Origin of the sequence: Paraeggerthella sp. Marseille-Q4926 (assembly GCF_916618935.1) — a bacterium.
Classification (GTDB): Bacteria; Actinomycetota; Coriobacteriia; order Coriobacteriales; family Eggerthellaceae; genus Paraeggerthella; species Paraeggerthella hominis.
Window position 1 is genome coordinate 348,986 of the sequence record NZ_CAKAKF010000002.1, and the last position, 26,927, is coordinate 375,912.

General features: G+C 58.0%; 27 protein-coding genes. 8 read left to right on the plus strand and 19 right to left on the minus strand.

Going from position 1 to position 26,927, the window contains the following annotated elements; genetic code table 11:
* Positions 1-15 precede the first annotated feature (15 nt).
* From LG373_RS04780 to LG373_RS04800, 5 genes are all read right to left on the minus strand, one after another.
* A complete protein-coding gene (locus tag LG373_RS04780) occupies positions 16-771 on the minus strand; it encodes a hypothetical protein (RefSeq protein WP_225749162.1) in 756 nt (251 codons plus the stop codon).
* A gap of 427 nt (positions 772-1,198) precedes the next feature.
* On the minus strand, positions 1,199-1,636 hold the full coding sequence (locus LG373_RS04785) for a lipocalin (protein WP_225749163.1): 438 nt from the start codon (positions 1,634-1,636) through the stop codon (positions 1,199-1,201).
* An 11-nt stretch (positions 1,637-1,647) separates the two neighbouring features.
* Positions 1,648-2,853, minus strand: coding sequence for a MalY/PatB family protein (locus tag LG373_RS04790; protein ID WP_225749164.1), 1,206 nt, complete (start codon positions 2,851-2,853; stop codon positions 1,648-1,650).
* 9 nt (positions 2,854-2,862) lie between these two features.
* The gene (locus LG373_RS04795) at positions 2,863-3,756 is read right to left on the minus strand and encodes a prenyltransferase (RefSeq protein WP_225749211.1); all 894 of its coding nucleotides are present in this window, start codon (positions 3,754-3,756) and stop codon (positions 2,863-2,865) included.
* Positions 3,757-3,805: 49 nt separating this feature from the next.
* On the minus strand, positions 3,806-5,068 hold the full coding sequence (locus LG373_RS04800) for an Mbeg1-like protein (protein ID WP_225749165.1): 1,263 nt from the start codon (positions 5,066-5,068) through the stop codon (positions 3,806-3,808).
* A gap of 41 nt (positions 5,069-5,109) precedes the next feature.
* Here LG373_RS04800 and LG373_RS04805 point away from each other — a divergent pair, with 41 nt between their 5' ends.
* The 4 genes from LG373_RS04805 (at position 5,110) to LG373_RS04820 (ending at position 9,459) form a co-directional block, all read left to right on the plus strand.
* Positions 5,110-5,556, plus strand: a complete 447-nt coding sequence (locus LG373_RS04805; protein ID WP_114566088.1) for a thioesterase family protein — start codon at positions 5,110-5,112, stop codon at positions 5,554-5,556.
* A complete protein-coding gene (locus LG373_RS04810) occupies positions 5,553-6,029 on the plus strand; it encodes a low molecular weight protein-tyrosine-phosphatase (protein ID WP_225749166.1) in 477 nt (158 codons plus the stop codon). Before LG373_RS04805 ends, LG373_RS04810 begins: the two co-directional genes overlap by 4 nt.
* Positions 6,030-6,454: 425 nt before the next feature.
* Positions 6,455-7,723: a RidA family protein gene (locus LG373_RS04815; RefSeq protein ID WP_114566090.1), complete on the plus strand. Its 1,269-nt coding sequence runs from the start codon at positions 6,455-6,457 to the stop codon at positions 7,721-7,723.
* 446 nt (positions 7,724-8,169) lie between these two features.
* Positions 8,170-9,459, plus strand: a complete 1,290-nt coding sequence (locus LG373_RS04820; protein ID WP_225749167.1) for an OFA family MFS transporter — start codon at positions 8,170-8,172, stop codon at positions 9,457-9,459.
* Here the strand turns inward: LG373_RS04820 and LG373_RS12305 are convergent.
* The gene (locus LG373_RS12305; protein WP_370632854.1) at positions 9,456-10,073 is read right to left on the minus strand and encodes a response regulator transcription factor; all 618 of its coding nucleotides are present in this window, start codon (positions 10,071-10,073) and stop codon (positions 9,456-9,458) included. The two genes, LG373_RS04820 and LG373_RS12305, sit on opposite strands and share 4 nt — an antisense overlap.
* Before the next feature lie 207 nt (positions 10,074-10,280).
* Here LG373_RS12305 and LG373_RS04830 point away from each other — a divergent pair, with 207 nt between their 5' ends.
* Positions 10,281-11,105: a hypothetical protein gene (locus LG373_RS04830; RefSeq protein WP_225749169.1), complete on the plus strand. Its 825-nt coding sequence runs from the start codon at positions 10,281-10,283 to the stop codon at positions 11,103-11,105.
* 411 nt (positions 11,106-11,516) lie between these two features.
* On the opposite strand, the gene LG373_RS04835 is transcribed toward LG373_RS04830, so the two are convergent.
* Positions 11,517-11,972, minus strand: a complete 456-nt coding sequence (locus LG373_RS04835; protein WP_225749170.1) for a hypothetical protein — start codon at positions 11,970-11,972, stop codon at positions 11,517-11,519.
* A 199-nt stretch (positions 11,973-12,171) separates the two neighbouring features.
* Between LG373_RS04835 and fadK the strand changes: the two genes are divergently transcribed.
* Together fadK and LG373_RS04845 are read left to right on the plus strand one after the other, a co-directional pair.
* On the plus strand, positions 12,172-13,806 hold the full coding sequence (fadK, locus tag LG373_RS04840; protein WP_225749171.1) for a medium-chain fatty-acid--CoA ligase: 1,635 nt from the start codon (positions 12,172-12,174) through the stop codon (positions 13,804-13,806).
* Between the two features lie 172 nt (positions 13,807-13,978).
* Entirely contained in the window at positions 13,979-14,239 is a 261-nt protein-coding gene (locus LG373_RS04845) for a DUF4177 domain-containing protein (protein ID WP_114566094.1), read from the plus strand.
* A 390-nt stretch (positions 14,240-14,629) separates the two neighbouring features.
* On the opposite strand, the gene LG373_RS04850 is transcribed toward LG373_RS04845, so the two are convergent.
* The 4 genes from LG373_RS04850 to nrdR all read right to left on the minus strand — a co-directional run bounded on the left by LG373_RS04850 (position 14,630) and on the right by nrdR (position 16,657).
* Positions 14,630-15,118: a hypothetical protein gene (locus tag LG373_RS04850; protein WP_225749172.1), complete on the minus strand. Its 489-nt coding sequence runs from the start codon at positions 15,116-15,118 to the stop codon at positions 14,630-14,632.
* Positions 15,119-15,269: 151 nt separating this feature from the next.
* The gene (locus LG373_RS04855; RefSeq protein ID WP_225749173.1) at positions 15,270-15,647 is read right to left on the minus strand and encodes a MerR family transcriptional regulator; all 378 of its coding nucleotides are present in this window, start codon (positions 15,645-15,647) and stop codon (positions 15,270-15,272) included.
* 115 nt (positions 15,648-15,762) lie between these two features.
* Positions 15,763-16,209, minus strand: a complete 447-nt coding sequence (dut, locus tag LG373_RS04860; protein ID WP_225749174.1) for a dUTP diphosphatase — start codon at positions 16,207-16,209, stop codon at positions 15,763-15,765.
* On the minus strand, positions 16,202-16,657 hold the full coding sequence (gene nrdR / locus LG373_RS04865; RefSeq protein ID WP_114566097.1) for a transcriptional regulator NrdR: 456 nt from the start codon (positions 16,655-16,657) through the stop codon (positions 16,202-16,204). The genes dut and nrdR overlap by 8 nt, the downstream gene beginning before the upstream one ends.
* A gap of 562 nt (positions 16,658-17,219) precedes the next feature.
* On the opposite strand from nrdR, the gene lexA reads away from it, so the two are divergent.
* Positions 17,220-17,858 carry a transcriptional repressor LexA gene (lexA, locus tag LG373_RS04870; RefSeq protein WP_114566098.1) on the plus strand — a complete coding sequence of 213 codons (639 nt, stop codon included), beginning with the start codon at positions 17,220-17,222 and terminating at the stop codon, positions 17,856-17,858.
* A 175-nt stretch (positions 17,859-18,033) separates the two neighbouring features.
* Here lexA and hflX read toward each other — a convergent pair whose 3' ends face one another.
* From hflX to recA, 8 genes are all read right to left on the minus strand, one after another.
* Positions 18,034-19,347 carry a GTPase HflX gene (hflX, locus tag LG373_RS04875; RefSeq protein ID WP_225749175.1) on the minus strand — a complete coding sequence of 438 codons (1,314 nt, stop codon included), beginning with the start codon at positions 19,345-19,347 and terminating at the stop codon, positions 18,034-18,036.
* Between the two features lie 32 nt (positions 19,348-19,379).
* Positions 19,380-20,336: a tRNA (adenosine(37)-N6)-dimethylallyltransferase MiaA gene (miaA, locus tag LG373_RS04880; protein ID WP_225749176.1), complete on the minus strand. Its 957-nt coding sequence runs from the start codon at positions 20,334-20,336 to the stop codon at positions 19,380-19,382.
* On the minus strand, positions 20,329-21,690 hold the full coding sequence (gene miaB, locus LG373_RS04885) for a tRNA (N6-isopentenyl adenosine(37)-C2)-methylthiotransferase MiaB (RefSeq protein ID WP_225749177.1): 1,362 nt from the start codon (positions 21,688-21,690) through the stop codon (positions 20,329-20,331). The genes miaA and miaB overlap by 8 nt, the downstream gene beginning before the upstream one ends.
* A gap of 13 nt (positions 21,691-21,703) precedes the next feature.
* Positions 21,704-22,051: a stage V sporulation protein S gene (locus tag LG373_RS04890; RefSeq protein ID WP_225749178.1), complete on the minus strand. Its 348-nt coding sequence runs from the start codon at positions 22,049-22,051 to the stop codon at positions 21,704-21,706.
* A gap of 169 nt (positions 22,052-22,220) precedes the next feature.
* Positions 22,221-23,321: an ATP-binding protein gene (locus LG373_RS04895; protein WP_225749179.1), complete on the minus strand. Its 1,101-nt coding sequence runs from the start codon at positions 23,319-23,321 to the stop codon at positions 22,221-22,223.
* Between the two features lie 12 nt (positions 23,322-23,333).
* Positions 23,334-24,866: a ribonuclease Y gene (gene rny / locus LG373_RS04900; protein ID WP_114566104.1), complete on the minus strand. Its 1,533-nt coding sequence runs from the start codon at positions 24,864-24,866 to the stop codon at positions 23,334-23,336.
* Between the two features lie 303 nt (positions 24,867-25,169).
* On the minus strand, positions 25,170-25,823 hold the full coding sequence (locus tag LG373_RS04905) for a regulatory protein RecX (protein WP_225749180.1): 654 nt from the start codon (positions 25,821-25,823) through the stop codon (positions 25,170-25,172).
* A gap of 6 nt (positions 25,824-25,829) precedes the next feature.
* The gene (recA, locus tag LG373_RS04910) at positions 25,830-26,888 is read right to left on the minus strand and encodes a recombinase RecA (RefSeq protein ID WP_114566106.1); all 1,059 of its coding nucleotides are present in this window, start codon (positions 26,886-26,888) and stop codon (positions 25,830-25,832) included.
* Positions 26,889-26,927: the final 39 nt, after the last annotated feature.

Consider the following 26,927-nt stretch of genomic DNA (forward strand, 5'->3'; position numbering starts at 1 on the left):
CCTTCCTCCTGAGCTTTATACGCTTTGCTTTTCCTGCAAGTCCCTCAAAAACTCCGTTCCCTCCTTGGTCAGGTTCCACGTTCCATCCCAAACCAGAGCGCCGGAGCGCTCCAATTCATCCACGAACACGCTTGGCTGCATGACGATGCGCTCGCCGTCGATAAAAGCCTCGAGCACCGGCTTTCCTTGAAGCAAGGTCTCGATTTGCGGATAGCTTCGAGGAGTTTCCAAAATGAATTCGAGCAATTCTCGATAGGTCGACGCACGTTCGGGCGCAAGGTCGAGAAGCTCAATGAGGCGTGCCTGCGGGTGATGCAGCTCGACGAAGCGGGATCCAACCTCCGTGCTTCGAAACGACTGGGTGTCGACAAGATCGTCAAGCTCGTCTTCGTTCAGCCCGAGCTTTCTTTCGGGCGTGATCTCGCAACCCTCTTGATCCCGCTCGATCAGTTCAAGCCCGTAAGCGTCCTTCAGCGTCAGCGCCATGTGGTGAGGGTTTTGCGTAGCGCCTCTGAATTCGGGGCACGAAGCAACGTATCGCTCCAGATCGGATAGCAACCGTTCTTCCGTGCAATGCGCCAGTATTTTGTAAAGGATTTCTCGATTGAGCGGATGCCTCGTAACCGATTCTTCCAACGTCGACAGCTTTTCGTCGAAACTGAGATCCGGTTCGTGCTCCTGCTTTGATTCGATATCGGTTTTCGCCGGGTCCGTTAAGCCGTTTTCTTGCTGCCCGGCACCCGAATCGTCTGCAGCCCATGCTTGCATCATGCGTTCGTCCTCCCCGTCCTCCTCGACCGGTAAGTGCTTCTAAAGCGAACTTGTCGGTCTTCCCCTTGGTTCGAATGGAGATCCCATTGCGAGAACTGTAAAAACGGATAGGAGGAAACGCTAACCGCAATATGCATGAAATGTCGGGAATTCGAGGGTTTTTCGTTAACGCATAATGCGTGAGTGAGAAAGTTTCCCCTGGTAGGAGCCTTGCTGATTAACCGCTCTTGTATCGCGAAACCTTGGTAACAAGTCGACAGGGTGGCAAGGGGCGGCTTTTCAGCTGGAGAAAAGTCAGGGCAGGCTTTCGTGAAGCCTGCCCTAGAATAACGAGTGAGATTGAACGCTTGCTGGAATTCGGGGTTCAGTTGTTAGAAACGGTTCGACCGCAGCCTCCCACTAGGTTTCGCTGAACGACGACGGATCTCTACGCGAACAGGAGCGACACGAGCGTAAGGACCACGCAGCTTCCTAGCAGTAAAAGCGTCAGGCGCACGTTGTCGCCGCCGAAGTTCAGCTTGCCGTCTGCGCCTTTCGAGCGGGAAAACAGGGTCCATACCGCCAATGCGCAGAATCCAACCAGCATCACGTTGCACAGCACCGAAGCGATCTGCGCGAACAGGACGAGTCCGGTCATCTTCGCCATTTCGAACGCCATGAGCGTCGCGACCACCGCGAAGCATGCGACCATGACCCAGGCTGCGCGCTGCCCTGACTTGCGTGTGCCCTCAGGGTAGAACGTACCTTTTTTCGTGGTCGTGGGCTTTGCGATCAGCGATAGCCAGTTGCCGTTCCATAATTGCACCGTCAACGCACCTGATGCAATCAACAGCACCAACCCTACGCCGAAACGAACGATTTCCATAGCGTGCTCCTTTATCTTTTCCGGTTGGCCGCGCGCTGCGCGCGCACCTTTCCGACAGCTGATTCTATCTGCTCGAGGGCGCGTTCGAGGGTGGCGCGCGGACAGGCTATGTTCACGCGTTCGAACTGCCCCGAGCGCGGTCCGAACATGCTGCCAGAATCAAGCCACACGTGCGCGTCGTCCACCATGAGCTCTTCAAGCCGCGCATCGTCTAGGCTCAAGCCCGAGCAATCGAGCCATGCAAGATACGTGCCTTGCGGCTCGACCAACGCGATCTCGGGCATCCGTTCGCTCAGGAAATTTCTTAAAAACCTCAGGTTCTCTGCCAGGTAGTCCTTCAGCTCGTCCAGCCAAGGGCCGCCGTGAGTGTAGCACGAACGGCACGTTTCCAGGGAGAGCGGACTTGCTCCGAAGTAGCCGATCCGCTCCAAAGCCTTGCGATAGCACGTACGCAGCTCCTCGTTCGGGATGACGATGTTGGCTATCTGCAGCCCGGCGATGTTGAACGTCTTGCTCGGCGCCGTGCATACTACGCAGCGTTCGGCGAACGAAGGATCTACCGTGGGAAACACGTGGTGGCGATGCCCTGGGTAGGTGAAGTCGGCATGGATCTCGTCCGAGATGACCAGCACGTCGTGCGCGCGGCAGATGCGCCCGATCCGATCCAGCTCGTCGTGCGTCCATACCCGGCCGACCGGGTTGTGGGGACTGCATAAAATGAACGCCTTCACCCGAGAGGACGTGATTTTCTTCTCGAAATCATCGAAGTCTATCCGGTATCGTCCCTGTTCGTAAACGAGCGGGCTGTCAACAAGCTTGCATCCGTTCGATTCGATGAGCTGTGCGAACGGGTAGTAAACGGGCTGCTGGATCAGCACGGCATCGCCTGGATTGGTGAACGCCTGCAGAGCGATTCCCAGCGCGAACACCACGCCGGGAGTTTGCGTGAGCCACGAGCGCTCCACGGTCCAGTCGAAACGATCCGAGTACCAGGCTAAAACCGATTCGTAGTACGCAGCTCCTGCGAAACCGTAGCCGAACACGCCATGGTTCACGGCTGTGCGCATATCGTCAAGCACTTCATCGGGCAGCGCGAAATCCATATCGGCGACCCAGAGCGGCAACAGATCGTCGCGCCCTTTGAGTTGCGGCCCGCAGTCCCATTTCTCGCTATTGGTTCCACGTCGCTCGATTATCCGATCGAAATCGTACGTCATGGCGGCCTCCTATGCGAACAAGGTGAAACCGCTTGCGAACAGCGCCGCCGCATAGAACGCGCCCAACGCAATGTTCAGGCTGCATACCTGCGCCATGGCGCCTATGCGCGAAGGCGGCGCAAGCGGATTCGCCATGAGCGCCTTCACCAATGGATACGACGCAAGCAGCATGAACGGAATCACGATGACACCGCTCGTGAAGAACAGGGCCACCAGCGCTACGATCGAGATCATCCAGGCCGCCACCACGCCGTGGTACAGCTTGCGCGCGCGGTCGCGTCCCAGCAGCACTGACAGAGTGCGGCGTCCTGATTCGACGTCTTTCTCGATATCGCACGTGTTGTTCGTGAACATGATCAGCCCGACGCCCAGCACGGTGGGCACCGCCCACAGCAGCGCGCGCAGGTCGAACGCTCCGGTCAGTGCTTGGTAGCAGGCAAGGGGAATGAGCCCGCCCATGACGAGCCCGCTGACAAGCTCGCCAATGGGCAGGTAGGAGATGGGCGTTTTCCCCGCCGAGTACAAAACCACGATGATCGCGCCGACGACGCCCAAAGCCAGCGGAATCCATCCGGCTTGCCAGATAACGTAAATGCCCAGTCCGAACGCCGCAACCAGAAACCCAACGGCAAGTCCGAGCGCTGCGCGCGGATTCACGTTGTTGTATACCAGCACGGCATCGGTCGGATCCACGTTGTCGTCAGCCGAGTCCGCGCCTTTCACGTAATCGTAGTAGTCGTTGAACGTGTTGACCGAGGCCTGCATCAGTATGCAGATGATCAGCAGTACGCACGCCATCACGGCGGAAACGGCTCCCGTTGTGGCAGCGGCCGCTGCGGTGGCCACCAGTACGGGCAGAATGGCTGCCGGCCATGTGTGAGGGGCCGCCAGCTGCACCGCCATGCGCAGCGTGAACCTTCCGTATGCGCTCTTCGTTACCGCGTTCCCTTCGTCAGCCGTCCTTGCGGGCGCTTCTGCGCTCATGCTTCGCTTCCTTCCTCGTCCTCATTGCATACGCTTCGCGACGGCGCGGCAGCCACATGGGCGGCGACGACCTGAAGCGCTTGATGGTCTCTTCCTTCAGCACGCTGCCCAATCCTCCCAGCGTCTTCCAGATGAAGCTCTTCGTTTCCGCGTCCAACTTGGATCCCGATCCCAAAAGCTGCCGGGTGTTCGCGAACAGGTTTTCCTGGAACTCGGCCCAGGTGTTCGCCTCGGTCGAGGCGAACAGATCGTAGATCGAATCGATGAACCGCTCGCGCTCGGACGCGTTCCTGCTGCGCAGCCATGCGTCGAGCGTTTCGTCGAAGAACACGGCCGATGCGTTGAGCTCGTCCTGGTACAGGAAGTCCGATCCTTCGGTCTGCCAGGTGAACGGCTCATGCTGAAACACCGAAAGCGCTGATGATCTTACCACGCGGTAGTCGGCGCGCCGTTCCAATATCATGCCGAACGCGGAAGATTCGGGGACGCTCTTGTGCAGGAGCGAGCAGAACGCCGGATCGTCGATGCGCGGGGAAGGGTTGTCCAAAAACGACGGGCCGTCGTGGTTGAACACGCCTTCAAGGCGCGAGAACGTGCCGTCGTCTGCAACCAGAGCCGCGTACTCGGCAAGGTTTCCGCCCTTCGAGTGGCCGCCAACCAGAAGCGGGCACGCGCAGGCCGACGCCACGCCCGAAAGATAGGCCGCCGCCGTGCACTGCGACGGGATGACGTCTTTGAAGCACAGGTTGAAGTCTTCTTTCCAACCGGCGAAGCTGCCGTCCGTGCCTCGAAACGCCAGGTAAGCACGCTCTCCCTCAATGGCGGGGAAGAACAAGGTTACGGCGCTGAACTGCTTCTCAACCACCTCGGATCGTTCGTTGGCATAGAAGGATACCCGCACGTCGCGCAAACGACGGCTCGCCATTGCCACGTGCAAAAAAGCCACGGTGTCCCGCGCATCCTCCATCCAGCTGTGCGCGGTAAGGGCCTCCCAGTCCGACAAGGCCAAAACGTCGTGCAAGCGCACGCGCCGGGGGCCGCTTGCGTCGAGCAGCGCCTCCCAGGGGGCGGCGATCGAGCCGTCCGAGCGCAAGGCGTCAGCCTGGTCGCGTCCGGCTTCTTCGTAGTTGAGGTAAGCCAGGGTCGAGAATACGAGGGAGTCCACCGGGTTGAACGGTAATTCGGAGAAAGTCCGCTGCTCTTCTGCTATATACGATACGATATTGCGCATACTCACATTGTAGCCGATTGCGAAAGGCAGGGCCGCCACCCATGCGCGTCTGCACGCCAATAACCATACGCTATGCTGAAACCGACATGATGGGCATCGTCTATCATGCAAACTACCTGCTGTACTTCGAAGATGCGCGCACCTCGTTTCTGGAGGCGATCGGATTTCCGTACGCGCGCATCGAAGAAGCAGGCTACCTTTCTCCCGTCACGCATTTCGAATGCGACTACGGCATGCCCTTGCGCTACGGGGACACGGCCATCGTGCGCACGCGCGTCGTGCTGTCACGGCCGACGAAGACCGTGTACGCCTACGAGGTGTTCAGGGAAGGGCAGGACATGGAAACGGAGAAGCCGTGCTGCACGGGGCGCAGCACCCATTGCCTGGTCGATGCGACTACGTTCAAGCCCGTTAGCATCAAGCGCGTCATGCCCGACCTGCTTGCCTGCTACGAAGAAGTGCTCGAGCCCGAGGAGGCCGCTCGATGAGTGCGCCGTACCGCATCCTATTCGTGTGCCATGGCAACATCTGTCGCTCTACCATGGCGGAGTTCGTCATGAAGGACCTGGTTGCCAAGCGCGGTTTGGCCGATGCGTTCGTCATCGAGTCGGCGGCCACCCACGATGACGAGATAGGAAGCCCCGTGCATTCGGGAACGCGCGCCGTGCTCGCGGCGCAGGGGATCGACTGCTCTAGCAAGAGGGCGCGACGGCTCAAGCGGGCAGACGCGGGGGAGTGGGACCTGTTCGTGGGCATGGATGAGGCGAATATGCGCGACATGCGTCGTCAACTGGGTCGGGAGGCCGAAGGCCGCTGCATTAAGCTGCTTGAATTTGCAGACACGGATCGTGATGTGGCCGACCCGTGGTACACGGGCGACTTCGAAACCACGTACGACGACGTGCTGGCCGGTTGCACGGGCCTGTTGGCCTGGCTGAACGCCGGAGGAAGGCGAGGGTAGCTTCGGAAGCGCTCGTCGTGCATTGACGAAGGCGCCCTCCTGTCGCTTTTTGCGCAGGAGGGCGCCTTCATTTCATTGCGGGACGAAGTTCGGTATATTCCGTGGTGATATTGCGGTCGTGCGCACGTGCGCGAAAATTAATCGGTGAACGGTAGGTGCGATAATCCTGCATGAAACAAGAGCAACGCACCCGTTTTTTGCATGCCAGCTTTCAGCCTTCCAGATTTTGCGGCGAACGGTCGGACGGGCCCGGTAGGGCTGCGGGGAAATCTGCCGAAAAGGGATTTGTGCACCTGCACAAATAGGTATAATGCAGCCCTCCCAAAAAGACTAGGAGCGTCCTTCGGGCGGTCCGCCTCGGGAACAGGGCCCATGCGGTCCGATCGCAAGCATCGTAAGCGAGACACTCTAAAAGGAGGGTACTAATGAGCGGCGATAACGTAGTACTGGCAAGGAACACGGAAGATGCCCCGGTGAGCGATCTGTACTCGCAGACCGTGGCTTTCTCGCACTACAACAACCTTTCGGCTCAGCTGCCGATCGATCCCGCCACCGGCGAGTTGGTGCCCGGCGGCATCACGGAGCAGGCCGTGCAGTGCTTCGAGAACATCGAGACGATCATCGACAGCATCGATCACGTCATGAACGATGTCATCCGCATCACCATCTTCGTCAAGGACATCCAGGACATGGACGCCGTCGACGAGGTGCAGAAGGTGTTCTTCCCGACCTACGTGCCCACCCGCACGGTCGTCGCCGTTGACGCTCTGCCCATGGACGCCCTGATCCAGGTCGAGGCCTTGATCTCCAACGGCGAAGGCACCATCCCCAACGCTCCGCAGGCCGGCGACATCCTGAAGTACACGAACAACACGCACAACGCTCCGCTGGACGTCATGTCCACGCAGTCCGTGGCCTTCTCGCACTACAACAACATCTCCGCCCAGCTGCCCATCGACCCCAAGTCGAACCAGATCGTGGTCGGCGGCGTGCGCGAACAGACCGCGCAGTGCCTGAAGAACATCAAGGCCGTGCTCGAGAGCATCGACGTGCCCTTCGACGACATCGTCAAGGTGAACGTGTTCCTCAAGGACCTCGCCGACACGGATGCCATGAACGAGGCGTACACGCGCTTCTTCCCGGATTCGGGCATCGCTCGCGCGGTCGCCTACATGCCGGCTCGCACGGTGGTCGAGGTTGCCGGCCTTCCCATGCATGCGCTCGTGCAGATCGAAGCCGTGGTTTCCCATGGCGACGGCACGCCCCCGCAGCTGGTTGAGGACCGTCACGGGCTCATCCTCGAGGCTAACAACACGGACGCCGCGCCGAAGTGCAAGCTCTCCACGCAGACCGTTGCCTTCTCGCACTACAACAACATCTCCGCTCAGCTGGGTATCGACCCCGCCACGGGCGCCATGGTTGCCGGCGGCGTCAAGGAGCAGGCCGAGCAGTGCTTCAAGAACATCAAGGCCATCATCGAGTGCGTCGACCACGTGATGGAGGACGCCGTCAAGGTGAACATCTTCCTGAAGAACATCGATGACCTTGATGCGGTGAACGAAGTGTACGCGACGTTCTTCCCGGGCGGCACCCCTGCTCGCCGCGTCGTGGGCGCCTCCGCTCTGCCCATGGACGCCCTGGTGCAGATCGACGCCATCTTCGGCAACGCCGAGGGCACCCCTCCGGTGGCGTAAGCTTCCAGCAGGAGTCGATCAACCTGATATAAAAGGAGCTGTTGAAGTTCCTTGGCAAGAAAGCGAGGCCGACACGGTCTCGCTTTCGCCGTTTCGGGGCCGTATGCCGGGATTCCGATGCTCGATCGACGTCGGTACGGCTTAGACGGAGGTTTCGCTTGTTGGATCTCGTATGTTCAATGGGCCTCAACGGCTGTGCGGGTCGCGCGCCGGCAGCCGTTCGCCGATTGGGCGTATTCCGAACGCCCTGCGGATCGGGTGTCCGTTTTCGCATAATCGAAAGTGTTTTACTAGGTTATATGCATGTTCTCGTTGCTCCTTCCCGGAAACGATGGCTCGCGGCGTAAACGATGCGTTTGCCGCTTATCGGAAAAGGATGGGCAAGCATCAAGACACCGAACCTCGTTCGCTATACTGCGTGCTTTCCCCCAAGACGAGGAGGATCCATGCAACGATCGAAGACTCAAAGCAGAGCGAACGTCGTCCTGATAGCAGGGGTTTTGTTCAACCTCTCCATCAGCTTGTTGTATTCGTGGAGCGTTATCAAATCAGGGCTGACCGCCGCGCCTGACGCAGGCGGGTTCGGCTGGTCGAGCGCACAGGCGGGACTGCCGTACACCATCGCCATCGTGTTCTTCGCGCTTGGATTGCTGGGCGGCGGCATCGTGCAGGACAGGATAGGGCCTCGTAAGGTCATCACGGCGGGCGGCTTGCTGGCCGGCTTGGGCATGGTGCTTTCTTCGTTCGCGGGGCAAAGCGTGCTCGGAGTGTGCCTCACGTACGGAGTTCTTACTGGAACGGGAATCGGATTGGGCTACGGCTGCGTTACGCCGTGCGCTTTGAAGTGGTTCGATCCCTCCAAGAAGGGGCTTGTCGCAGGACTCGTCGTCGGCGGTTTCGGGCTGGCGGCGGTTTATCTTGCACCGGCTACGCAGATGTTGATCGAGGGCTTCGGCATTTCGCAGACGTTCCTGATCCTGGGCATTGTCACGATCGTCGTAAGCGTGCCCATCGCCCAGCTTATCAAGAACCCCGAAACCGACTACGTTCCCGCTTCATCCTCCGTTCGCAAAGCGGGGAAGGCATCCGTCGAGCGGACCCCGGATCGTACGTGGCGTCAAATGGTTCGAACCAAGGAGTTCTACCTGCTGTTCGCGTTGTTCGCGCTGTCGTCTTCGGTGGGTCTCATGATCATCGGCAACCTTTCGAAGATCGCGACCATCCAGGATCCTGCGAGCGCCGCAGGCTACGCAGCCTTGCTCGTTTCTCTTCTGGCCCTGTTCAATACGGGCGGTCGTGTTGTGGGCGGCATCCTGTCGGACAAGATCGGGCGCATCAACACCCTTGTTCTAGTGTTCGCCATCCAGTGCCTCAACATGTGCTTGTTCGCGTTGTACGGAAACTTCGCGCTGCTGACGCTGGGGGCGCTGTTCGTTGGATTCTCGTACGGAACGCTCTTGAGCGTGTTTCCCTCGATGACAGCGGATCTGTACGGTTTGAGGAACTACGGGACGAACTACGGCATTCTTTATCTTGCCTGGGGGCTTTCGGGCGTGCTGGCGCCGGTCATGGCCGATGTGGTGTTCGACGTCACGGGCACGTTCGATGCAGCCTATCTGATATGCGCCGCAATCCTGGCGCTGTGCATCCTGCTCGGCGTGGTCTTGAAGCGCCAGCTTAACGCTGCGAGCGGGAAAGCGGCGAATCTCGATTGTGAGGAATCGTCTGCAAGCTAGCTTTTGCTCGTTCCGGATGTCGTACGAGCGAGATGCGATATCCGGAACGATTCTGCTTTCTGAAACAGCTCGTCGCGACTGCGGACGCCAAGCTTGCGATAGATATGTCGTACGTGGGTTTTAACGGTGTTCTCCGCTATGCAAAGCTCGGTCGGCAGATCCGCTTGAGCGCGCCCGTCAAGAATCAGTCCTAAAATCTCTTCTTCGCGACGGGTTAGATCGTATGCGCGCGCCATGTGCGCTCGCAGCGCCGTATCGTCGAGCTGCGGCGCGCAAGGGTACGGCCCGTCCGTCGGGGCGACGCCGGCGTTCCCGCTGGTGAGTTCAGTATCGGGGCTTGCTTGCCGCCGCGTTCGATTCGCCGCTGCCAGCAATACCGCTGCCGCCGCGAAAATCGTTACGGAACATGCAGCGGCAGCTTCGGACCCGAAGGCGTCCGAAAGCGCCAAGCATCCGATGATCGACGCCGCGAAGCAAGCTGCTGCAACCCCCGCGCTGCGCAAGACCGCACGATCGTGAGGATTGAAGACAAGGGCACGTATCATAAGCCAGCAGCTTGCCAAACACAATGCCCCAACGCAGGCCAGCATGAGCAGGGTAGGGGCATCCAGCATTGACGTGCGTCCTTTCCGTTCGTTTCATTGCGTAAGCATACTCCACCGGATGCCGCTCTGAATCCGCAAAGCCCGCAATCAATGCCGTGAGGTTGGGTGAAAAATATCACCATTGTCCTACGCCGCCGATCAATGCTAGAGTCCACCCAGGTAAAGGACGATTTGGACGAAGGTGATTGCATGACCTCGACCGCGAAACGAGCACGCATGCTGCTTTGCGTTTGCTGCATTGCGGCATTTCTGCTTACGATGGGATGGTTCGCGGGGCACTATATCCCCGGCCAACCAGATAGTCCTGCTTCGCAGACCCTCGGTACTCGCGAGGTTTCCGTAGTGGGCGATCGGTCTGAAGTGATCGTGGATACGGTTGTCGAGACCGCGTTCGGCGATACGCTCGATTTGACTGGCGTCACGCAGGGAAAGGCGTATAGCCGCGACGACTTCGACGAAGACGAATGGGCGATGATTCCCGACGAGGTGAAGCCTTTCGTCGAAGCGAGCCTTCCCTTGCTGAGCGTGCAGAAGAACTCAGAGGAGGGACCGTGGCCTCGATATCTGCGGGTTGCTTCCGATTTGCCGACCTTCAGCATGAAAGTGACCGGCGCAAGAACCGTTTCGTCCGCTTCGTTTGCTGAGTTTTATCCCGCATATCTGTCTTCATTCGATTACGATCCAGGTAAAACGGTCATGCTCGTTAATGTCGAAGCATCCAATCCTTCCCTTGAAACAGTGGCGACTATTCCGATATTGAGCCTCCGGTACTCGGACGACGCTTCGGATGCCAGCGTCAGTCAAAGCGAGACGGGCATGAGCAAACACCTGCTCGGAGCGCTGTATCCGGCGAATCCTGAAGATGTCGGCATAACCTGCAATGCGCTCGACGAATCATGGAGCGCTCTTGCGCCAGGCGAAACGCGCGAGCTCACGCTGCCGTTTCTGGTAGCTTCGGCGCAACCTGAGCTCTCGAACTGGTGCATCCAGATATTCGACTACAACCCGATAATCTGTTATCGGTTCCTGCTGGCCCCGTAGATTAGAGTAACTCTAAGTCATTGCGGGATAGCCGCTCTGCCCATGCAAAAGGCGGGCTGCGAAAGCAGCCCGCCTTTCTTGATCGAGCTTTTTGCCGTTATGCAAGGCGCCGAACGAATGAAGCGCACATTACGGCCCCCATAAAGCATAACAGGCCTATGACGTATCCCATTGCATCCTCCTTGCACGCTCTCAAGCCCTAGCCGCAGAATACGCTTTTGCGCGATGGCCTGCTACGAAAAGCGCGTTCGGTTACCGAGCGGTAGCCGAACCGTAGCGCTCATCAAGCGACTTGGAGCATGCTTAGTTGCCGAAAAGCGCGTTTGAAACAGCCTGCTCGGCATTGGAATCAGGCATCCAGGTGTCATCTTTGAGCTCGTATCCTATGGTGATGGGCGCCGTTTCAGCCGGCTAAAGAGCCCCGAGCGTATCCATGATGATTTGTCCGATCTTCGAGGTGATCTCGGCTTCGGTCATGTTGGCAACGGTCTCATCGGAAGCGAGCGCCTGGGTCGCTTCCGCGAATCCCTTCTCGAATTCCTTGAGGTTCTTGCAGGTGAGAACCACGCTGGCCTGGGCTTTGTCGCCATCCACTGTTATGCCGTCAACGCGATAGTCGAAACCCGCCAGATACGATGTGACGAACTCCTTCGGATCTATCCCGTATGCGGCCATTTCCGCCGTGCCTGCGCCCGTGGCAAGTTCATCGAGCAAAGCGGGATCGAGCGTTTTGATAGCTTCGAGCTGCTCGGTGACCCCTTCGCGAATGATCTCCTCGTCGCTGGGCCCGCATCCCGTGAGCGCAACCGCCCCAAACGCCATGAGCATTGCAGCCGCACACGCGACAAACACGTTCCTGGTCTTCATGCTACCCCTCCTTCATAGGCCGCCCTTTTCGGCCTCTATCAGGAAGGATACCTTGTTTCAGCAGATCAGTCCAGACCAGCGGACCGCTCAGACGAACCATTCAGCCAGGTGGCGGACCGCGCGAAGCTACGCGTTTGACCGGTGATTCCCCGTTCATGGAACGCTAGGATGATACCAGGGCTTTCATGAAAGGGGCGTCATGATCACCGAAGCAAGAATCAACGAGAACCGGAAGTCGCGGTACTATCGCGAGGGGCTGTGGACTGAAAAGACCATCCTGGATGTATGGGAAGCGCAGGCGGCAGCTTGCTGGTCTGATACGTACGTTACCGACAGCAAGGGTTCCAGTTTTACGTACGGCGAAGTGGACGAATCCGCTTCGAAGCTTGCCTTTTGGCTGATCGATCAGGGGATAGAGCCCGGTGACGTCGTTTCGTTCCAGATGCCCACCTGGGCAGAGTTCTGCATCGTCTACGTTGCCTGCCTGAAAGCGGGCGTGGTTATGCATCCGCTTTCCATTGATCGCCGGAGACGCAGCGTCGTTCAGAACATGAACCAAGTTGCGTCGAGGGCTTACATAGGCCCCACGTTGTTCGAATCCACTGATTTCGAGTCGTTGGCGCTCGATGCCCGGCACGAGGTTCCTTCGCTGCGTTGCTTGCTGTTCGTCGATCGTCTTGCTCCTGTGCAACGGGGCACGGCTTTGTCCGCCGTTCTTCAAGACGTCGGACGGACTCCTGGTCGGCCTGAGGTATCTTCTGACGACGTGGCCTGCATTCTCTCAACGTCCGGCTCTACGGGAAAACCGAAGGCGGCCATGCTCACGCACAACAACATCCTGTTTTCCGAAACCTCGTTCATTGCGGGTGCCGGAAGGACGAAGCGAGATGTGATGTACATGCCGTCGCCGCTCAATCATGCTACGGGGTTCTTCCACGGACTGCTTTCTCCGATGATCATGGGCGGGCGCGCCGTGCTGCAGGAGCGATTTGATGTCGAAGAAGCCGTTGACTTGGTCAATGCGGAGCGGTGCACGTGGTCTATGGGGGCGACGCCCTTCATATTCGACCTGCTGAACGAGCTTGACCGGACCGGCAAAAAACTCGAATCTCTTGAGCTGTTCCTTTGCGGCGGTGCCCCGGTTCCCGGTTCTCTTGTCCAACGCGCATGGAAGCACGGGGTGCTGCTCTGCGAGGTGTACGGTTCGACCGAAAGCTGCCCGCACGTATACGTGCCACCTGCGGATTGTCTTGCTTGGAATGGAAGCTGGTCGGGAATTCCGTATCCGGGGATCGAGGTGCGCGTGGTGGACGAGCATCGCAACGAGGTTCCGCGGGGAACGCAGGGGGAAGAGGCTTCGCGCGGACCGCATCAGTTTGTCGGCTACCTGGGAGATCCCAAACGCACTGACAAGGCGCTTGACGATGAGGGGTGGTTCTACAGCGGCGACCTGTGCTACCAGGATGAACAGGGTCGAATACGCATCAACGGACGGAAAAAGGAAATTATCATCCGCGGCGGCGAGAACATCAGCGCAGTCGAGGTGGACCATCTTGTCGACGGTTGTCCCGGCATCGGCGATCATGCGGCGATCGGCATGCCCGACGAACGTCTGGGCGAAGTGGTATGCCTCTTCGCGGTCTCGGAGAACGGCAGGTGCGCAACGCTTGCGGAAGTGCGGGACTACATGCGCGCTCAAGAGGCGCACGAGCACCTGCTTCCCGTGCGCTTGGAGTTCGTGGACGAGATCCCTCATACTGCAACGGGAAAAACGCGACGGTTTCTGCTGGTCGAAGAGTTGAAGCGTCGAATGGAGGAAGAGGTTCGGGGCTAGAAGGGTAGGGCTTGCGGCGCATCGCCTCCCCGGGGAGCTCCTTTCCGGCAAGTTTCCTCTCCTGACGATCATTGCGTGTTTGAAGAGGGTCTATACTGATGAAAGACAGTGTTCTGATCAGGGGTAGCGTACTTTAGCGGGTGCGCTCGACGACGAGTGGGGGAGTGCGGCCATGGGCTTTATGGACAACTTCAATGACGAAGCAGGAAAGACCAACTTCAACGGAGGGCAATACCGCGTTATGCAGGTGGTACTGAGGGAGAAGTTCGTCGGCAAAGGATCGAAGAACTTCACGGAAATCGAGGAAATTTGTAATCAGCAATATGCGCAAGGATATCGCCTGCACACCTTCGCCCAGTCCACGGCGGCTTCTGCTGGATTCGGCGGCGGCGACAGAACGGTATGCAACCTGGTTTTCGAGAGGATGATGTAGCGTAAGCGCTTGACGGCGCTGCGTTCCCGCAGCGGCAAGGAACCCGCCGGTCGGCTGCCCTTGCCGCTGCGGGCTGTATGGCATCATGCGAAGCGTAGCAGTCCTGGCAGGGGGCCGGGATAAACGTAGGGGGATTCGCGCCGTCAATTGACAATGGAACGGGTTTATCGGGGTAGTTATCACCCCGAATTTTTTATGAGTGTTACTTTACATAAGACATGTTATCAATAAATTAGAAAGCGTATGAAGGGGAGTGATAAAGGGGCTGATGGAAAGCATGGTTCGTAAACCCATTAGCTACTTTAAAGAAAACATGCCGACGGTTTCGTGATGCTTTATGCATACGATTGCCGTCGGCATGCAAAACAGACTGGTTGCAAATACGCGACTTTAGCCCCACGTCGTGCTAGGACCAGCAGCTCCGCTTCCGACATCGGCTGCAAGCCCAGTGTAATCGCCGCTTTCGACCAATTGCATGACTTCAGGAAGCAGGAAGTATAGAGAAACCGCATTGAGGACGAGTGCGATGCCGCAGATAACCATGCCTACGACGCTCGACCGTCTTAAGCGAGATGCAACGGCAGCAACTTCGGTCTGCTTCTTTGCAAGCGCGCTCAATTTTCTGTAACCGATTATTCCGCATATAAGCCCCGTGCCGCTCAATAAGACACCGCCGATGAACAACGAAACGGGTCCGGCGATATTTGCGACCATGATCAGCGTCTGGGAAGATTTCAGTTCTCGATAATCCTGCATGTTCGGCTGAAACGGCGGAGGCGCAATCGATATCCGCGGACCAGTCGGAGGCTGATACTTTTCTTCTCGGTTGCTTTTCGGCGCTGGAGGCGCTTCAGGAGCTTTGTTTTCTTCATCTGCCATAAGTACCCTCTATTTCATGCCTCTGACCAGGCTTTTTGTAAACGACGCTCTGAGAGCCGTTCTAAGGCCCTATATTGCCCTTTCGCGACTCCTAGGCCATGGAAATCGCAATGATTTTCGATGACCTGTTATCAAACTATACCATGGTGCGCTATTGACTCGAATCGCTTGCCGACAACTCCATACTCGCTGCATGCAAGCGCTTCAAGCTTTCCTTCAATTCACTGATCTGGTACTCGAGGACGGTTTCCTGGTCTCTGACGATCTCCAAGCGTTCAGCCTGCGTCGCAGCGCCGCGTTTCTGCAGCTTCACGAAGTACTGAATACCCTCGATTGAAAGCCCGCTTTTTCTCAATGCATCTACAAACAGCAATTGCGTGATGTCAGCCTGTGAAAACGAACGCACACCACGATGATCACGCGCGAGATCTGGAAAGAAGCCGCACTTATCGTAATAGCGAATCGTAAATGCAGAGATACCCGTCGTGTCGACAACGTCGCTTATGCTGTAACATGGCACGCCGCTCACGTCGGATCCCTTTCGTTCGTGTCCTAGTCTATTCAGCCAAGAATTAGAGTACTTAGAGTAACTCTAAGTACTCTTGTACTGCAACTTAGAGTTACTCTAAGTTGATCGCATTGTCTTACGAACGCACTCCGCTGCTGCCGAAACCACCCGCGCCCCTGCTGCTCTCAGGAAGCTCATCGGCCGACTCGAAAGCGATGTCGGGAACCTTCATGACAGCCAACTGAGCAATACGATCGCCGCGCTTGATTTCAAACGGCGTTTGGGGATCGAGATTCACGAGAACCGCCTTTATCTCCCCTCTATAGTTGCTGTCGATCAAACCGGGTGCATTTACCAGGGAAATGCCGTGTTTAATGGCCAGCCCGCTTCGCGGAAGGACGAAGCCCGCATAGCCTTGCGGTATTGCCATCGCAAGGCCGCAAGGAACAAGTTTTCGTTCAAAAGGTTGCAGCACATCGTCGCAGGTAGCGCGCAAATCAACTCCCGCATCGCCTGCGTAGGCATACGCAGGTACAGGTAAACCGGAATCGAGCTGTTTTACCGGTATTGTAAGGTCAGTCATGGTATCGCAACCCTTCAAGTGCAGCCGAGAATTCTTCGACGTTCTGGAAGTCCTTGTACACGCTCGCAAAGCGAACGTAAGCCACATCGTCAAGCTTAGCTAGACGGACAAGCGCCATGTCGCCTAGTTCTTTTGATTTAATCTCGCTCTTGGAGGCGTTGCGGAGCTCGCTCTCTATGCTGTCGATAAGCGATCCGATTTGCTCAGGCGATATAGGCCTCTTCGCGCATGCCATAAGCAAGCCTCGCATGAGTTTCTGGCGGTCGTAAGCTTCGGACGATCCGTCCGTTTTGATTATGAGCAAGGGGTTGTCGCCTAGTCGTTCGTACGTGGTGAATCGTCGGCCGCAATCAAGACATTCGCGACGGCGCCGTATAGCCGTGCCGTCTTCAGAAGGTCGGGAATCGACAACCTTCGATTCAGGATTTCCACAGGCTGGGCAACGCATAGGCTGGACTCCTTCTCTCGAATTTGCCCTAGCCTAACATACTACATATAGTGGTTCAATCGCGTTCTTTGATCACTGCAAGAAAACCAACGCCTCCACTGTGCAATCACATGCGCCGCTTGAAAGCCGTCGCAGTTACAAGCTCAAGAGCACGCCGGCAAAAGAACAAGCCGTAAGAACAATTCCGCCTGCAACAGCCTGCCCCGTATTAAAGCGATCATAAGCCCGTCCGCGACAATTGCCCTGCCGTAAAGTCCGAACAAAGCCTTGGAGCGTACCGCATGATCCTGGGCGGGAGGCAGAAATCGATCGAACTTCAAAACAATCAGAAGAGACCGCATGATTCGGGAACGAAAGTATGCGCGCGTTTTTTACCGAGCAACTATGAAGCTCGGGTTGCAAAGCAGACGTGCCGTCAGTCGGGTAGCGCACCTCGAAATTCCTCATCTTTCTGCCTCCTTGCTCTTGCGTAGAACCTTTGTTCGCGTATATAATAGAGCGAACAAAGGTTCATGTCAACATAAAATCAAAACATTTGTTCGCTTTTAGGAAAGGATGGAGTATGTCCGAAAAAGTGACGAAGCGCCAACAGGCTGTACTTGATTGCATTGAAGAGTGCATTCGCGAAAAGGGGTACGGCCCTACCGTGCGCGAGGTTTGCCAAAGCTTGGGGCTCTCCTCCCCTTCCACAGTGCACGTTCACTTGAAAGCGCTTGAAGACAAGGGGCTTATCAAGCGCGACCCGCTCAAATCCCGTTCTATAGCGCTTACCTATCCCCTTGAAGATGCTGCGCTTGCAACGAACGTCGTGCAGCCGAGTTTCAGCAAGATCGTGAATGTTCCGCTGGTCGGAAACGTTGCAGCAGGCTCCCCCATCCTTGCGGAAGAGAACATCACCGACACCATCTCTCTCCCGACCGATATAGTGGGGGATTCTCCCTCGTTCCTTCTATCGGTTCGCGGGGAGAGCATGATTGAAGCCGGGATCAACGACGGTGACTATGTTGTAGTGAAAGAGCAACCCGTTGCGAACAACGGAGATATCGTCGTGGCGATTATCGACGACGGTGCAACAGTCAAGCGCTTCTTTAAAGAGCAGGATCATATTCGGCTGCAACCGGAGAACTCCTCCATGGACCCCATCATCACCCGCGATTGCTCTATCGCGGGCAAAGTAGTCGCAGTGTTTCGCCGTCTCTAAGCGTAAGCGGTTTTTCGAGAGAGACGCACTCTCCTATGGTGGCGAAACGATTTCAGGTCCATGTTAGAGTTACTCTAGCATGGACCTGATGCGTAGATCTTCTCGTGTGCTGCGATGCGGTTAGCAAGGATTCGCATGATGCAGCAAGCACGCGACCTGGAGACTGCCCGTCGTTTTATTCTTCGCAAACGAACGGCGTGAACAATCCGGAAAACGAAGGCGATGCCAGCATGGTGATCTTCGTTCCCTGCTCTTCGTGGGTCTCCGATAGAATATGGCAACGCTCGTGCGCAAGCGAAACAAGATCCCCTCGGTGGTACGGCAGCAACACGCTCAGGTGATCGTCATGCGCGGAAGCAACGCGCGCGATATGCTCGATCAGCCCCGCAATCCCCTCCCCTGTTTCAGCGGAAACGAACCGAGCCTGAGCATGACGCGTCTTGAGCGCACGTTGATGCTCCTGGTCAAGCAGGTCGCATTTATTGAACACGAGAATGCGCTGAAGGTCTTGAACGCCAATTTGACCCAGAATAGCATCGACGGCATCTATCTGACCTTGGTATTCCTCTGAAGAAGCGTCCACTACATGCAGTACCAAATCCGCGCCCGTAATCTCGTCAAGCGTCGATTTGAACGCCTCGACAAGCGTCGTCGGAAGCTTTTGAATGAACCCGACCGTATCGGTGATGGTTATTTCCCGGCCTTCAGGAAGCTCGAACTTGCGCGTCGTGGAGTCCAGCGTGGCGAACAGCTTGTCGTACGCAAGCACATCGGCCTTCGTCAGACGATTGAGCAAGCTCGATTTACCCGCATTCGTATAGCCCGCCAACGCCACCTTGAACATGCCGCTCTCGTAGCGACTTTCACGCTGTACCGCACGCACCTCGGAAAGATGCTTGAGCTCGCGCTTGATCGAAGTGATTCGCTTGCGAACCATGCGTCGGTCGACTTCGAGCTGGCTCTCGCCTTCGCCGAAGCGCGACCCCACACCGCCGCCCATGCGGTTCGATGCCAAGTGAGCCCACATGCCGCGCAGGCGAGGCAGCAAGTACTGGTTTTGAGCTAGCCGCACCTGCAAACGACCTTCCTTGCTGGTTGCATGCAAGGCGAAAATGTCCAGGATGAGGGCCGTTCTGTCGATGACCTTCACATCGCGCCCTACCACCTTCTCCAGATTCGCCTGCTGAGAAGGCGTCAGCTCATCGTCGAAAACGACGAGGTCCGCAGCATGGGCGCGTGCGAGTTCGGCAACTTCCTCGGCTTTGCCCGTGCCCACGAAGGTGCGAGGGTTCGGCGCCTCGAGCTTTTGCGTCGTGCTGGCGACGACGTCGGCTCCCGCCGTATCTACCAACCGCTCGAGCTCTGCAAGCGACGAGGTTAAGGGCCATGCGGTTCCGGGTCGGTCGACCCCCACAAGAACGGCCCGTTCGCGCCGTACTTCGGCAGTAGGCGTCATGCCGCGCGTAATCACTGCTTCGAAATCGGACATCAAGCCATCCTTCCCAGAGAACATCGCTATCTTCAACAACCGCTTGCAAGCGGTTGAGCTTCTTCGAGAACCGCTAAAGACGCGCGCAGCATCGCACGCACATCGGGAGCGTTTGCATCGATCCAGCGGATGCGCGTATCTTTGCGAAACCAGGTACGTTGTCGCTTAGCGTACCGGTGCGTTGCCGTTTTGATACTGAGAATCGCTTCCTCCATGGTAGTTTCACCGTCAAGCGCGGCAACGATCTCTTTGTACCCGATAGCCTGCGGAGCCGTGATTCCGTTTCTGAACCCTTTTTGGAGCAGATGCTTCACTTCGTCGACCAAGCCGTCTTCGATCATCTGGTCGACACGTGCGTCGATCCGAGCGCGAAGAACGTCGGGATCGACCGCCAACCCCACGAACACGGCGGGAACGCATTGCGGCAACTGCGCAAGTTTGGCGCGCTGTTTGGCGTACGTCGTACCGTCCTCGAGAAGTTCGAAGGCACGAGCAACGCGCTTCACGTCGGCAGACGGAATCAAAGCGGCACTTTCCTTGTCGCGATCCGCAAGAAGATTCCATAGGGCTTCAGGGCCTTGCTCCTGCGCAATGCGATTGCAGCGATCTCGTACAAGATTGCCGACCTGCTCGCCTTTGGGAAAATCGTAATCGTCTATCGCTGCACGCACGTAAAACCCCGTACCGCCGCAGAGCACGCTTCTTCCTCCGCGTGCGTCGACGTCAAGAAAACGCTCTCGCGCATACGCCTGGAACAATGCCGCCGAATAAGGCTCGCCCGGGTCGACCAAGTCGAATCCGTGGTGGGCCACGATGCGATCCCGGATAGGGAGCTTTCCCGTGCCGATGTCCATACCGCGATACACTTGCATCGAATCAGCGCTGACCACTTCGCCGTTCAATTCGAGGGCAAGCGCTTGCGCAAGCGCAGTCTTGCCCGATGCCGTGGGACCTACGACGCATACGACAGGGGCCGAAAGGCTAAGCACCGTCTACAACCTCGCCTGCCAGATACCACGTTTTCGCTTCGTCGATGCGCACGCGCACCGTTTGGCCGGTCAGGCTCTCCACCGAAAGTCCTGCAGGAACAGCTGCGTGAACGGTTTGGTTCTTCGGGCTCTTGCCCGTCAGAAGGGTTTCGTCGCGCTTCGATCCGCCCTCTACCAGCACATCCACCGTAGCTCCCAGGTCTTTCTGATTCGCCTCGAACGCCTTGTCCTGCACAAGGTCCACCAAGCGATCGAAACGCTGCTGGATAACCTCGCGCGGGGTGCTATCGTCCATGGAGGCGGCAGGCGTGCCTTCGCGCTTCGAATAGATGAACGTGAACACCTGGTGGTAGCCCACCTCGTCAAGCAATCGGTAGGTATCTTCGAAATCCTTGGCGGTCTCTCCCGGAAAGCCTACGATGATGTCGGTCGACAGCGCAATATCGGGGCAGGCGTCGCGCAGTTTGGCGATAAGGCCCCGGTAGTGCTCGCGCGTGTAGCGACGATTCATCGCAGCTAAGACGGCATCGGACCCGGACTGAACCGGAAGATGCAAAGCAGGCATAAGGGAGCGTAGCGAACCGAATTTCGCGATCACCTCGTCGGTCAAATCCTTCGGATGGCTCGTGGCAAAGCGGAGCCGCTCGATTCCCGTTGCGTCGAGCGCATCGAGCACCTGCGCGAAACGAGGCGATCCATACAGATCGCGACCGTACGAATTCACGTTTTGGCCCAACAGCGTGATCTCTTTTACGCCGGCAGCCACATACCGCTCGGCTTCGCCGACGATGTCCTCGAGCGGACGCGACTTCTCCCGCCCGCGCACGTACGGCACGATGCAGTAAGAGCAGAAGTTGTTGCAGCCGATGGTGATGGGAAGCCAGGCCGCCCATTCGTGCTCGCGCGCCGTGGGCAGCTCGGTCGGAAACGAAGAGGCCGCATCGAGCACTTCCACCTGATGGCCGCCCTCTTCTATAGCTGCCTGCAAAAGGCGTGGCAGCGATCCTAGATTGTGCGTTCCGAACACCACATCAAGATGAGGCAGTTCTTCGGTAAGCTTCTCGCCGTCGCGCTGGCCGATGCAGCCTCCAACGGCCACAACGCGTTTGGAAAGCGGCGTGCCTTCGCGCAGCGGGATATTCTTGAGCGAGGCGACTTGGCCGTACAGGCGCGTATCGGCCGCTTCGCGAACGCAGCACGTCATGAACGCGACGATGTCCGCATCCTCGATGGAATCCACCATGAGGGCCCCTAAGCCCTCGAGCATCCCGGCAATACGCTCGGAATCATGCTTGTTCATTTGGCATCCGAACGTACGGATGCAGAACGTCAAGTTCATAAAGGGAGTTTGCATAGGCTCGTCTATCTTAGAGGTCGGAAAGGGAGTCGCGACGCTCGTCGGAAACGGAAGCTCCGACGCCGCGCGTATAGCGAGGATCTACCGTGAATCGGATTGCGGTGCGGTACTCGCCGTCGATTACGATGTCGGCGAACGAAGGGACGCAAGCGATTTCGATTCCAATAGGCGACAGAAACCCTCGAGAAATAGCGATGGCTTTGACCGCCTGATTGACGGCTCCCGCTCCCACGGCTTGAATCTCGACGGAAACGCCGTCCTTCACCATGCCGGCGATGGCGCCCGCTACGGAAGCGGGCGACGATTTCGACGACACCTTCAGGCAGCCGACGTCTGGCTTATGCTCTGTAGTGGACATGCATATCCTTTTTCGTTTGGTCCGTTACGCGTGCGTTTAGTTCGATAAATATGCTTCGCTCAGCCTGCAATGTTTATGCATTCAACATTCTACCCATTCGATCTATGGCGTGCAACCTGCGGGTATACCGAAACCATGGAGAACTCGAAGCGATCAGGGCATCTAGGCGTTATCGCAACTTGGCAATAGGAATGGTGATACGAATGCAGTCCTTCCCAACGCGAACCTCCGGGCTTACCCCCGATTCGAGGTAGTAATCGCGCGCCACGTCTTGGAAAGCTGCGGCAACGCGCTTCGAGAAGATCTCCAAATCCTCGGTGGCGATTTTCAGGCCGCGCGCATCCTGTGCAGCTGCGCGATCGCGCACGTTGCGCGGAGGTGTCGGGGCGTTGTCGGGCTCTGGAACAGCCTCGATGCGAATTCGATCGATAAGCGGCGATAACGGGGCTATCTCTCCGTCCATGATGCGTCGCGCGCTTCGCTCGGACAATTCAAGACCCAATCGGGCCGCTTCCTGTGCGAACGAAGCGGGGTCGGCGCACACCGACAACCGCTTGCTGACGGGAAGGCGGGATGGCTCTTTGCAAAACGCCCTTGCCGACGAGGTCAGCGAAGCAAGCCCGAAGGCGTACAGCGTGGCGGCCACGTCCGTAGCGGATCCCAGGTATACCGTGCAGCTTGTTCTGCTTTCAATGGCGAACTCGCATGCCGTACGCAGTATGTTTTTAGGACCGCGTACGACCACGTTCCCCGATTCATTTCGCTCGAACGTGGGGAAACTCGACTGATCGGTCTTCTCCCCCACCTTGTCCAGGTTCGTCTCGACGTACAGCGAAGATCCTTTGCCCGAATCCGAAGCTGCTACGTACGCAGACTCGGAATTGACGGCAATAGAATACAAAGCCATGCCGCGTCCGTGGACGCCCCACTTATCCATGGACATAGTGTCGAGCTTCGAGGTAACGCGCGGCTCGAAGATGCGCTCGTGCATGGAAGGGGGAACGCCGTCTCCATCGTCGATCATGACCAGTTTCCGCCGCCGATCCTCGCGGGTAACCGCAAGGAAGATACTGCGCGCATGAGCATCGCGTGCGTTTCTCAACATCTCGATAACGATGTCTTCCGTTGACCGTATGTCGTGCGCAGCTTGGCGCCGCTCGGCTTCTGCGCTCCTCAAACGGACGAAGCCATCCCCGAGGTCGGTTTCGACCCGGAGATGGCTTTCGCCGCAGACGTCCTCGATGAAGCTCTCGAGAGAGTCGTGCTTCACAACAGATCCGCCTTACTTCGCGATGCCGACCGCACGGCTCTCGCGAATGACCACGACCTTCACCTGGCCGGGGTACTGCATCTCGTTTTCGATGCGCTGCGCGATATCGTGGGCGAGCACCGTGGTAGCCGCTTCGTCCACCGCTTCGGGTTCCACCATGACGCGTACTTCGCGACCCGCTTGGATTGCGTAGGTGCGCTCGACGCCCTTGTACGAATTCGCGATTTCCTCAAGTTTCTCAAGACGCTTGATATAGGCGTCAAGCGTCTCTTTGCGCGCACCGGGGCGCGCGGCGGATACGGCGTCTGCAGCCTGGACCAGAACCGCAAGCACGCTCGAAGGCTCCACGTCGTTGTGGTGAGCCTCGATAGCATGCACGATATCGCCCTTTTCGCCGAAACGGCGCGCAAGGTCGGCGCCGATCACGGCATGGCTTCCCTCGACCTCGTGGTCAACGGCCTTTCCCAAGTCGTGCAGCAAGCCGGCGCGCTTGGCCGGAATGGGATCGAGTCCCAACTCCGAAGCCATGACGCCCGACAGGTACGCGACTTCGAGCGAATGGTTGAGCACATTCTGCCCGTAAGAGGTGCGGTACCGCAAACGACCGAGCGTCCGCACGAGCTCAGGATGCAGGTCGTGAATTCCCGTATCGAACGCAGCTTGTTCGCCGGCCTCCTGGACGCGTTGGTTCACGAACGCCTCGGCCTTGCCGAACATCTCCTCGATACGAGCCGGATGGATGCGGCCGTCCGCAACAAGGTTCTCCATCGTGACGCGACCGATCTCGCGGCGCACCGGATCGAAGCAGGAGATCGTCACGCACTCAGGGGTGTCGTCGATGATGAGGTTCGTGCCCGTCAGCTGCTCGAACGAGCGAATGTTGCGACCTTCGCGGCCAATGATGCGGCCCTTCAGGTCATCCGACGGGATATGGATGGTCGATACCGTGGTTTCAGCGGTATGGTCGGCTGCAACGCGCTGGATTGCCAGGCTCAGGATCGAACGCGCCTTCTTGTCGGCCTCGGCCTTCGCGCGCGCTTCAGCATCGCGAATGATGGCTGCAGAGGCATGCGTGACCTCGTCCTTCAGCGTATCGAGCAACTCGGCTTTCGCCTCGTCAGGACTCATGCCTGCCACGCGCTCTAGACGGTGGTTGATCTCCTGCTCTGCCTCGGACAGATCGCGTTCGCGGCGATCGAGCTGCCCTTGCATCGACGAGATCTGATGTTCGCGCGAATCAAGCGACTCCACGCGACGGTCGAGCGATTCCTCACGCTGGGATATACGGTTCTCGGCGGCGCGCACCTCGCGCATGCGCTCCTTGCTTTCAACTTGCGCTTCCTGCTTGAGCCGAAGCGCTTCGTCCTTCGCTTCGACGATTGCTTCTCGGCGCAACGTCTCCGCCTGTCGTTTCGCATCGGTCACCACGGATTCCGCTTCTTGCGCCGCACGCTTAGTGGACGCATTGACGAGAAAACGCGTGATGACGAATCCGAGGGCGATGCCAGCTGCGGCTCCGACAACGAGCCAGATGATTTCAGGCATACGCTCCCCCCTTTCGTTTCGCATTCTGTCAGTGTGTTTCAAAGTACTCGTAGGCATAAAAAATCCCGGCAAAACCGGGCATGAGCGAACGCACGCGATACGGGAAGCATCGTATGAATTTGTCTATAAGAAGTACCCTCATCAGGTACGTTTCACCCAAGCTTCTATACATAATAAGGCTTGTATGCGATTTGTAAAAGCCCTCGACAAGAAATATTCGGAAACGACAAGGCGAAACGCACCTTCACGAACAGGGTCGGCAAAACGGAGGCGTCGGACGGCTTGCACGTCCGACGCCCGGCCTTACCCTATCCGGTCGAACTGCGCCGAGCAAAGGGATTCATGCCATTGACGGGCGGCCGAGGAAGCGACCGATGAGCCGTAGCCCTTCTGGACGAGTTTTCTATACGCCGCCTCTCGAGCGTTCTTCGACCGAGGGGGCTTCCGCTCGAGCAAAGCGATGGCGCGCGAGATCTCCGACGCATCGTCGCCGACCCCCTGCCCTTCGGACAACGACGCGACTTCGTCGACGGCAATGCCAAGATCCTCGAGCTCGGCGACGATGCCGCGGCGCCCCTTGCCCTGCGAAAGACGGCTTCGGACGAGCACGTCGGCATAGCGAAGATCGTCGACAAGACCGCATGCCTGGGCGCGCGCCACCGCTTCCTCGACGGCATCCTCGCAAAATCCCTCGCGCACTAAACGTCGGCGCAAAGCCTCGCTTGCCTGTTCGCGCGCGCAGGCAAGGCGCTCGATCTTGCGAAACGCGCGCTCAGGCGAATCGTCCGGCCCTTCTTTATCCCGGCCGACGGAAACGCTCTCGCACGAGGCGGGTCGTGCTTTTCGCTCGGAGCTCGTTGCCTGACGCGCACCGGGCAACGAGTTCCGTTCCCCCGATTCGATCGCAGCGATATTCGCCCGCAAGAGGGCTTTCACGTCGTCGGAGCTATGCGACATGACGCGCTACTTCTTTCCCTTGGGCTTCGCTACCGGAGAGAGGACGTCCGCCTCTTCTGCCGTTCGCGTGATAATGGGGATATCGAACGCCTCGCGCACCTTGTTCTCCAGTTCGTCGCGCAGATCGGGGTTCTCCCTAAGCGTCTGCTTCGCGGCTTCGCGGCCCTGCCCCAAGCGCTCTTCGCCGTAGGTGTACCATGCACCGGACTTTTTCGCGACGCCGGCCTCTACCGCCATATCGACGATGCAGCCTTCGCGAGAAATGCCCTCGCCGTACATGAGATCGAATTCAGCCTGGCGAAACGGCGGCGCCACCTTGTTCTTCACGACTTTCGCGCGCACGCGGTTGCCCACGATCTCGCCGTCTTTTTTGATGGAGTCGATGCGTCGGATGTCGATGCGCACGCTCGAGAAGAATTTGAGCGCCCGTCCGCCGGTCGTGGTTTCGGGATTGCCGAACATGACGCCGATCTTCTCGCGCAGCTGGTTGATGAAAATGCACGTGGTGTTCGACTTGGAGAGCGAGCCTGCCAGCTTGCGAAGCGCTTGAGACATAAGGCGCGCCTGCAAGCCCACCGTAGTATCGCCGATCTCGCCTTCGATCTCGGCCTTGGGCACAAGAGCCGCCACGGAGTCGATGACGATGCAATCGATGGCGCCGCTTCGCACCAGCATGTCGCAGATTTCAAGCGCCTGCTCGCCGGTATCGGGCTGGGATATAAGAACTTCGTCGATGTCGACGCCGAGACGCGCCGCGTACACCGGATCGAGCGCATGTTCGGCGTCGATGAAAGCGACGATGCCGCCGAGCGCTTGCGCTTCGGCAAGCACCTGAAGCGCAAGCGTCGTCTTGCCGCTCGATTCAGGACCGTAGACCTCCACGATGCGCCCGCGCGGCACCCCTCCGATGCCCAATGCGGCATCAAGAGGAAGCGAGCCTGTGGGTATAGCGCCAATATTGAGGCTCTGGTCGCTTTCGCCGAACTTCATGATGGAGCCTTTTCCGAACTTGGTCTCGATCTGATCGGTGGTCAGCTTGAGCATCTTCGATTTTTCTTCGTTCATGCGCTTCCTTCTCTTTCCGCAGGTGCGCCAAAGCGCCGC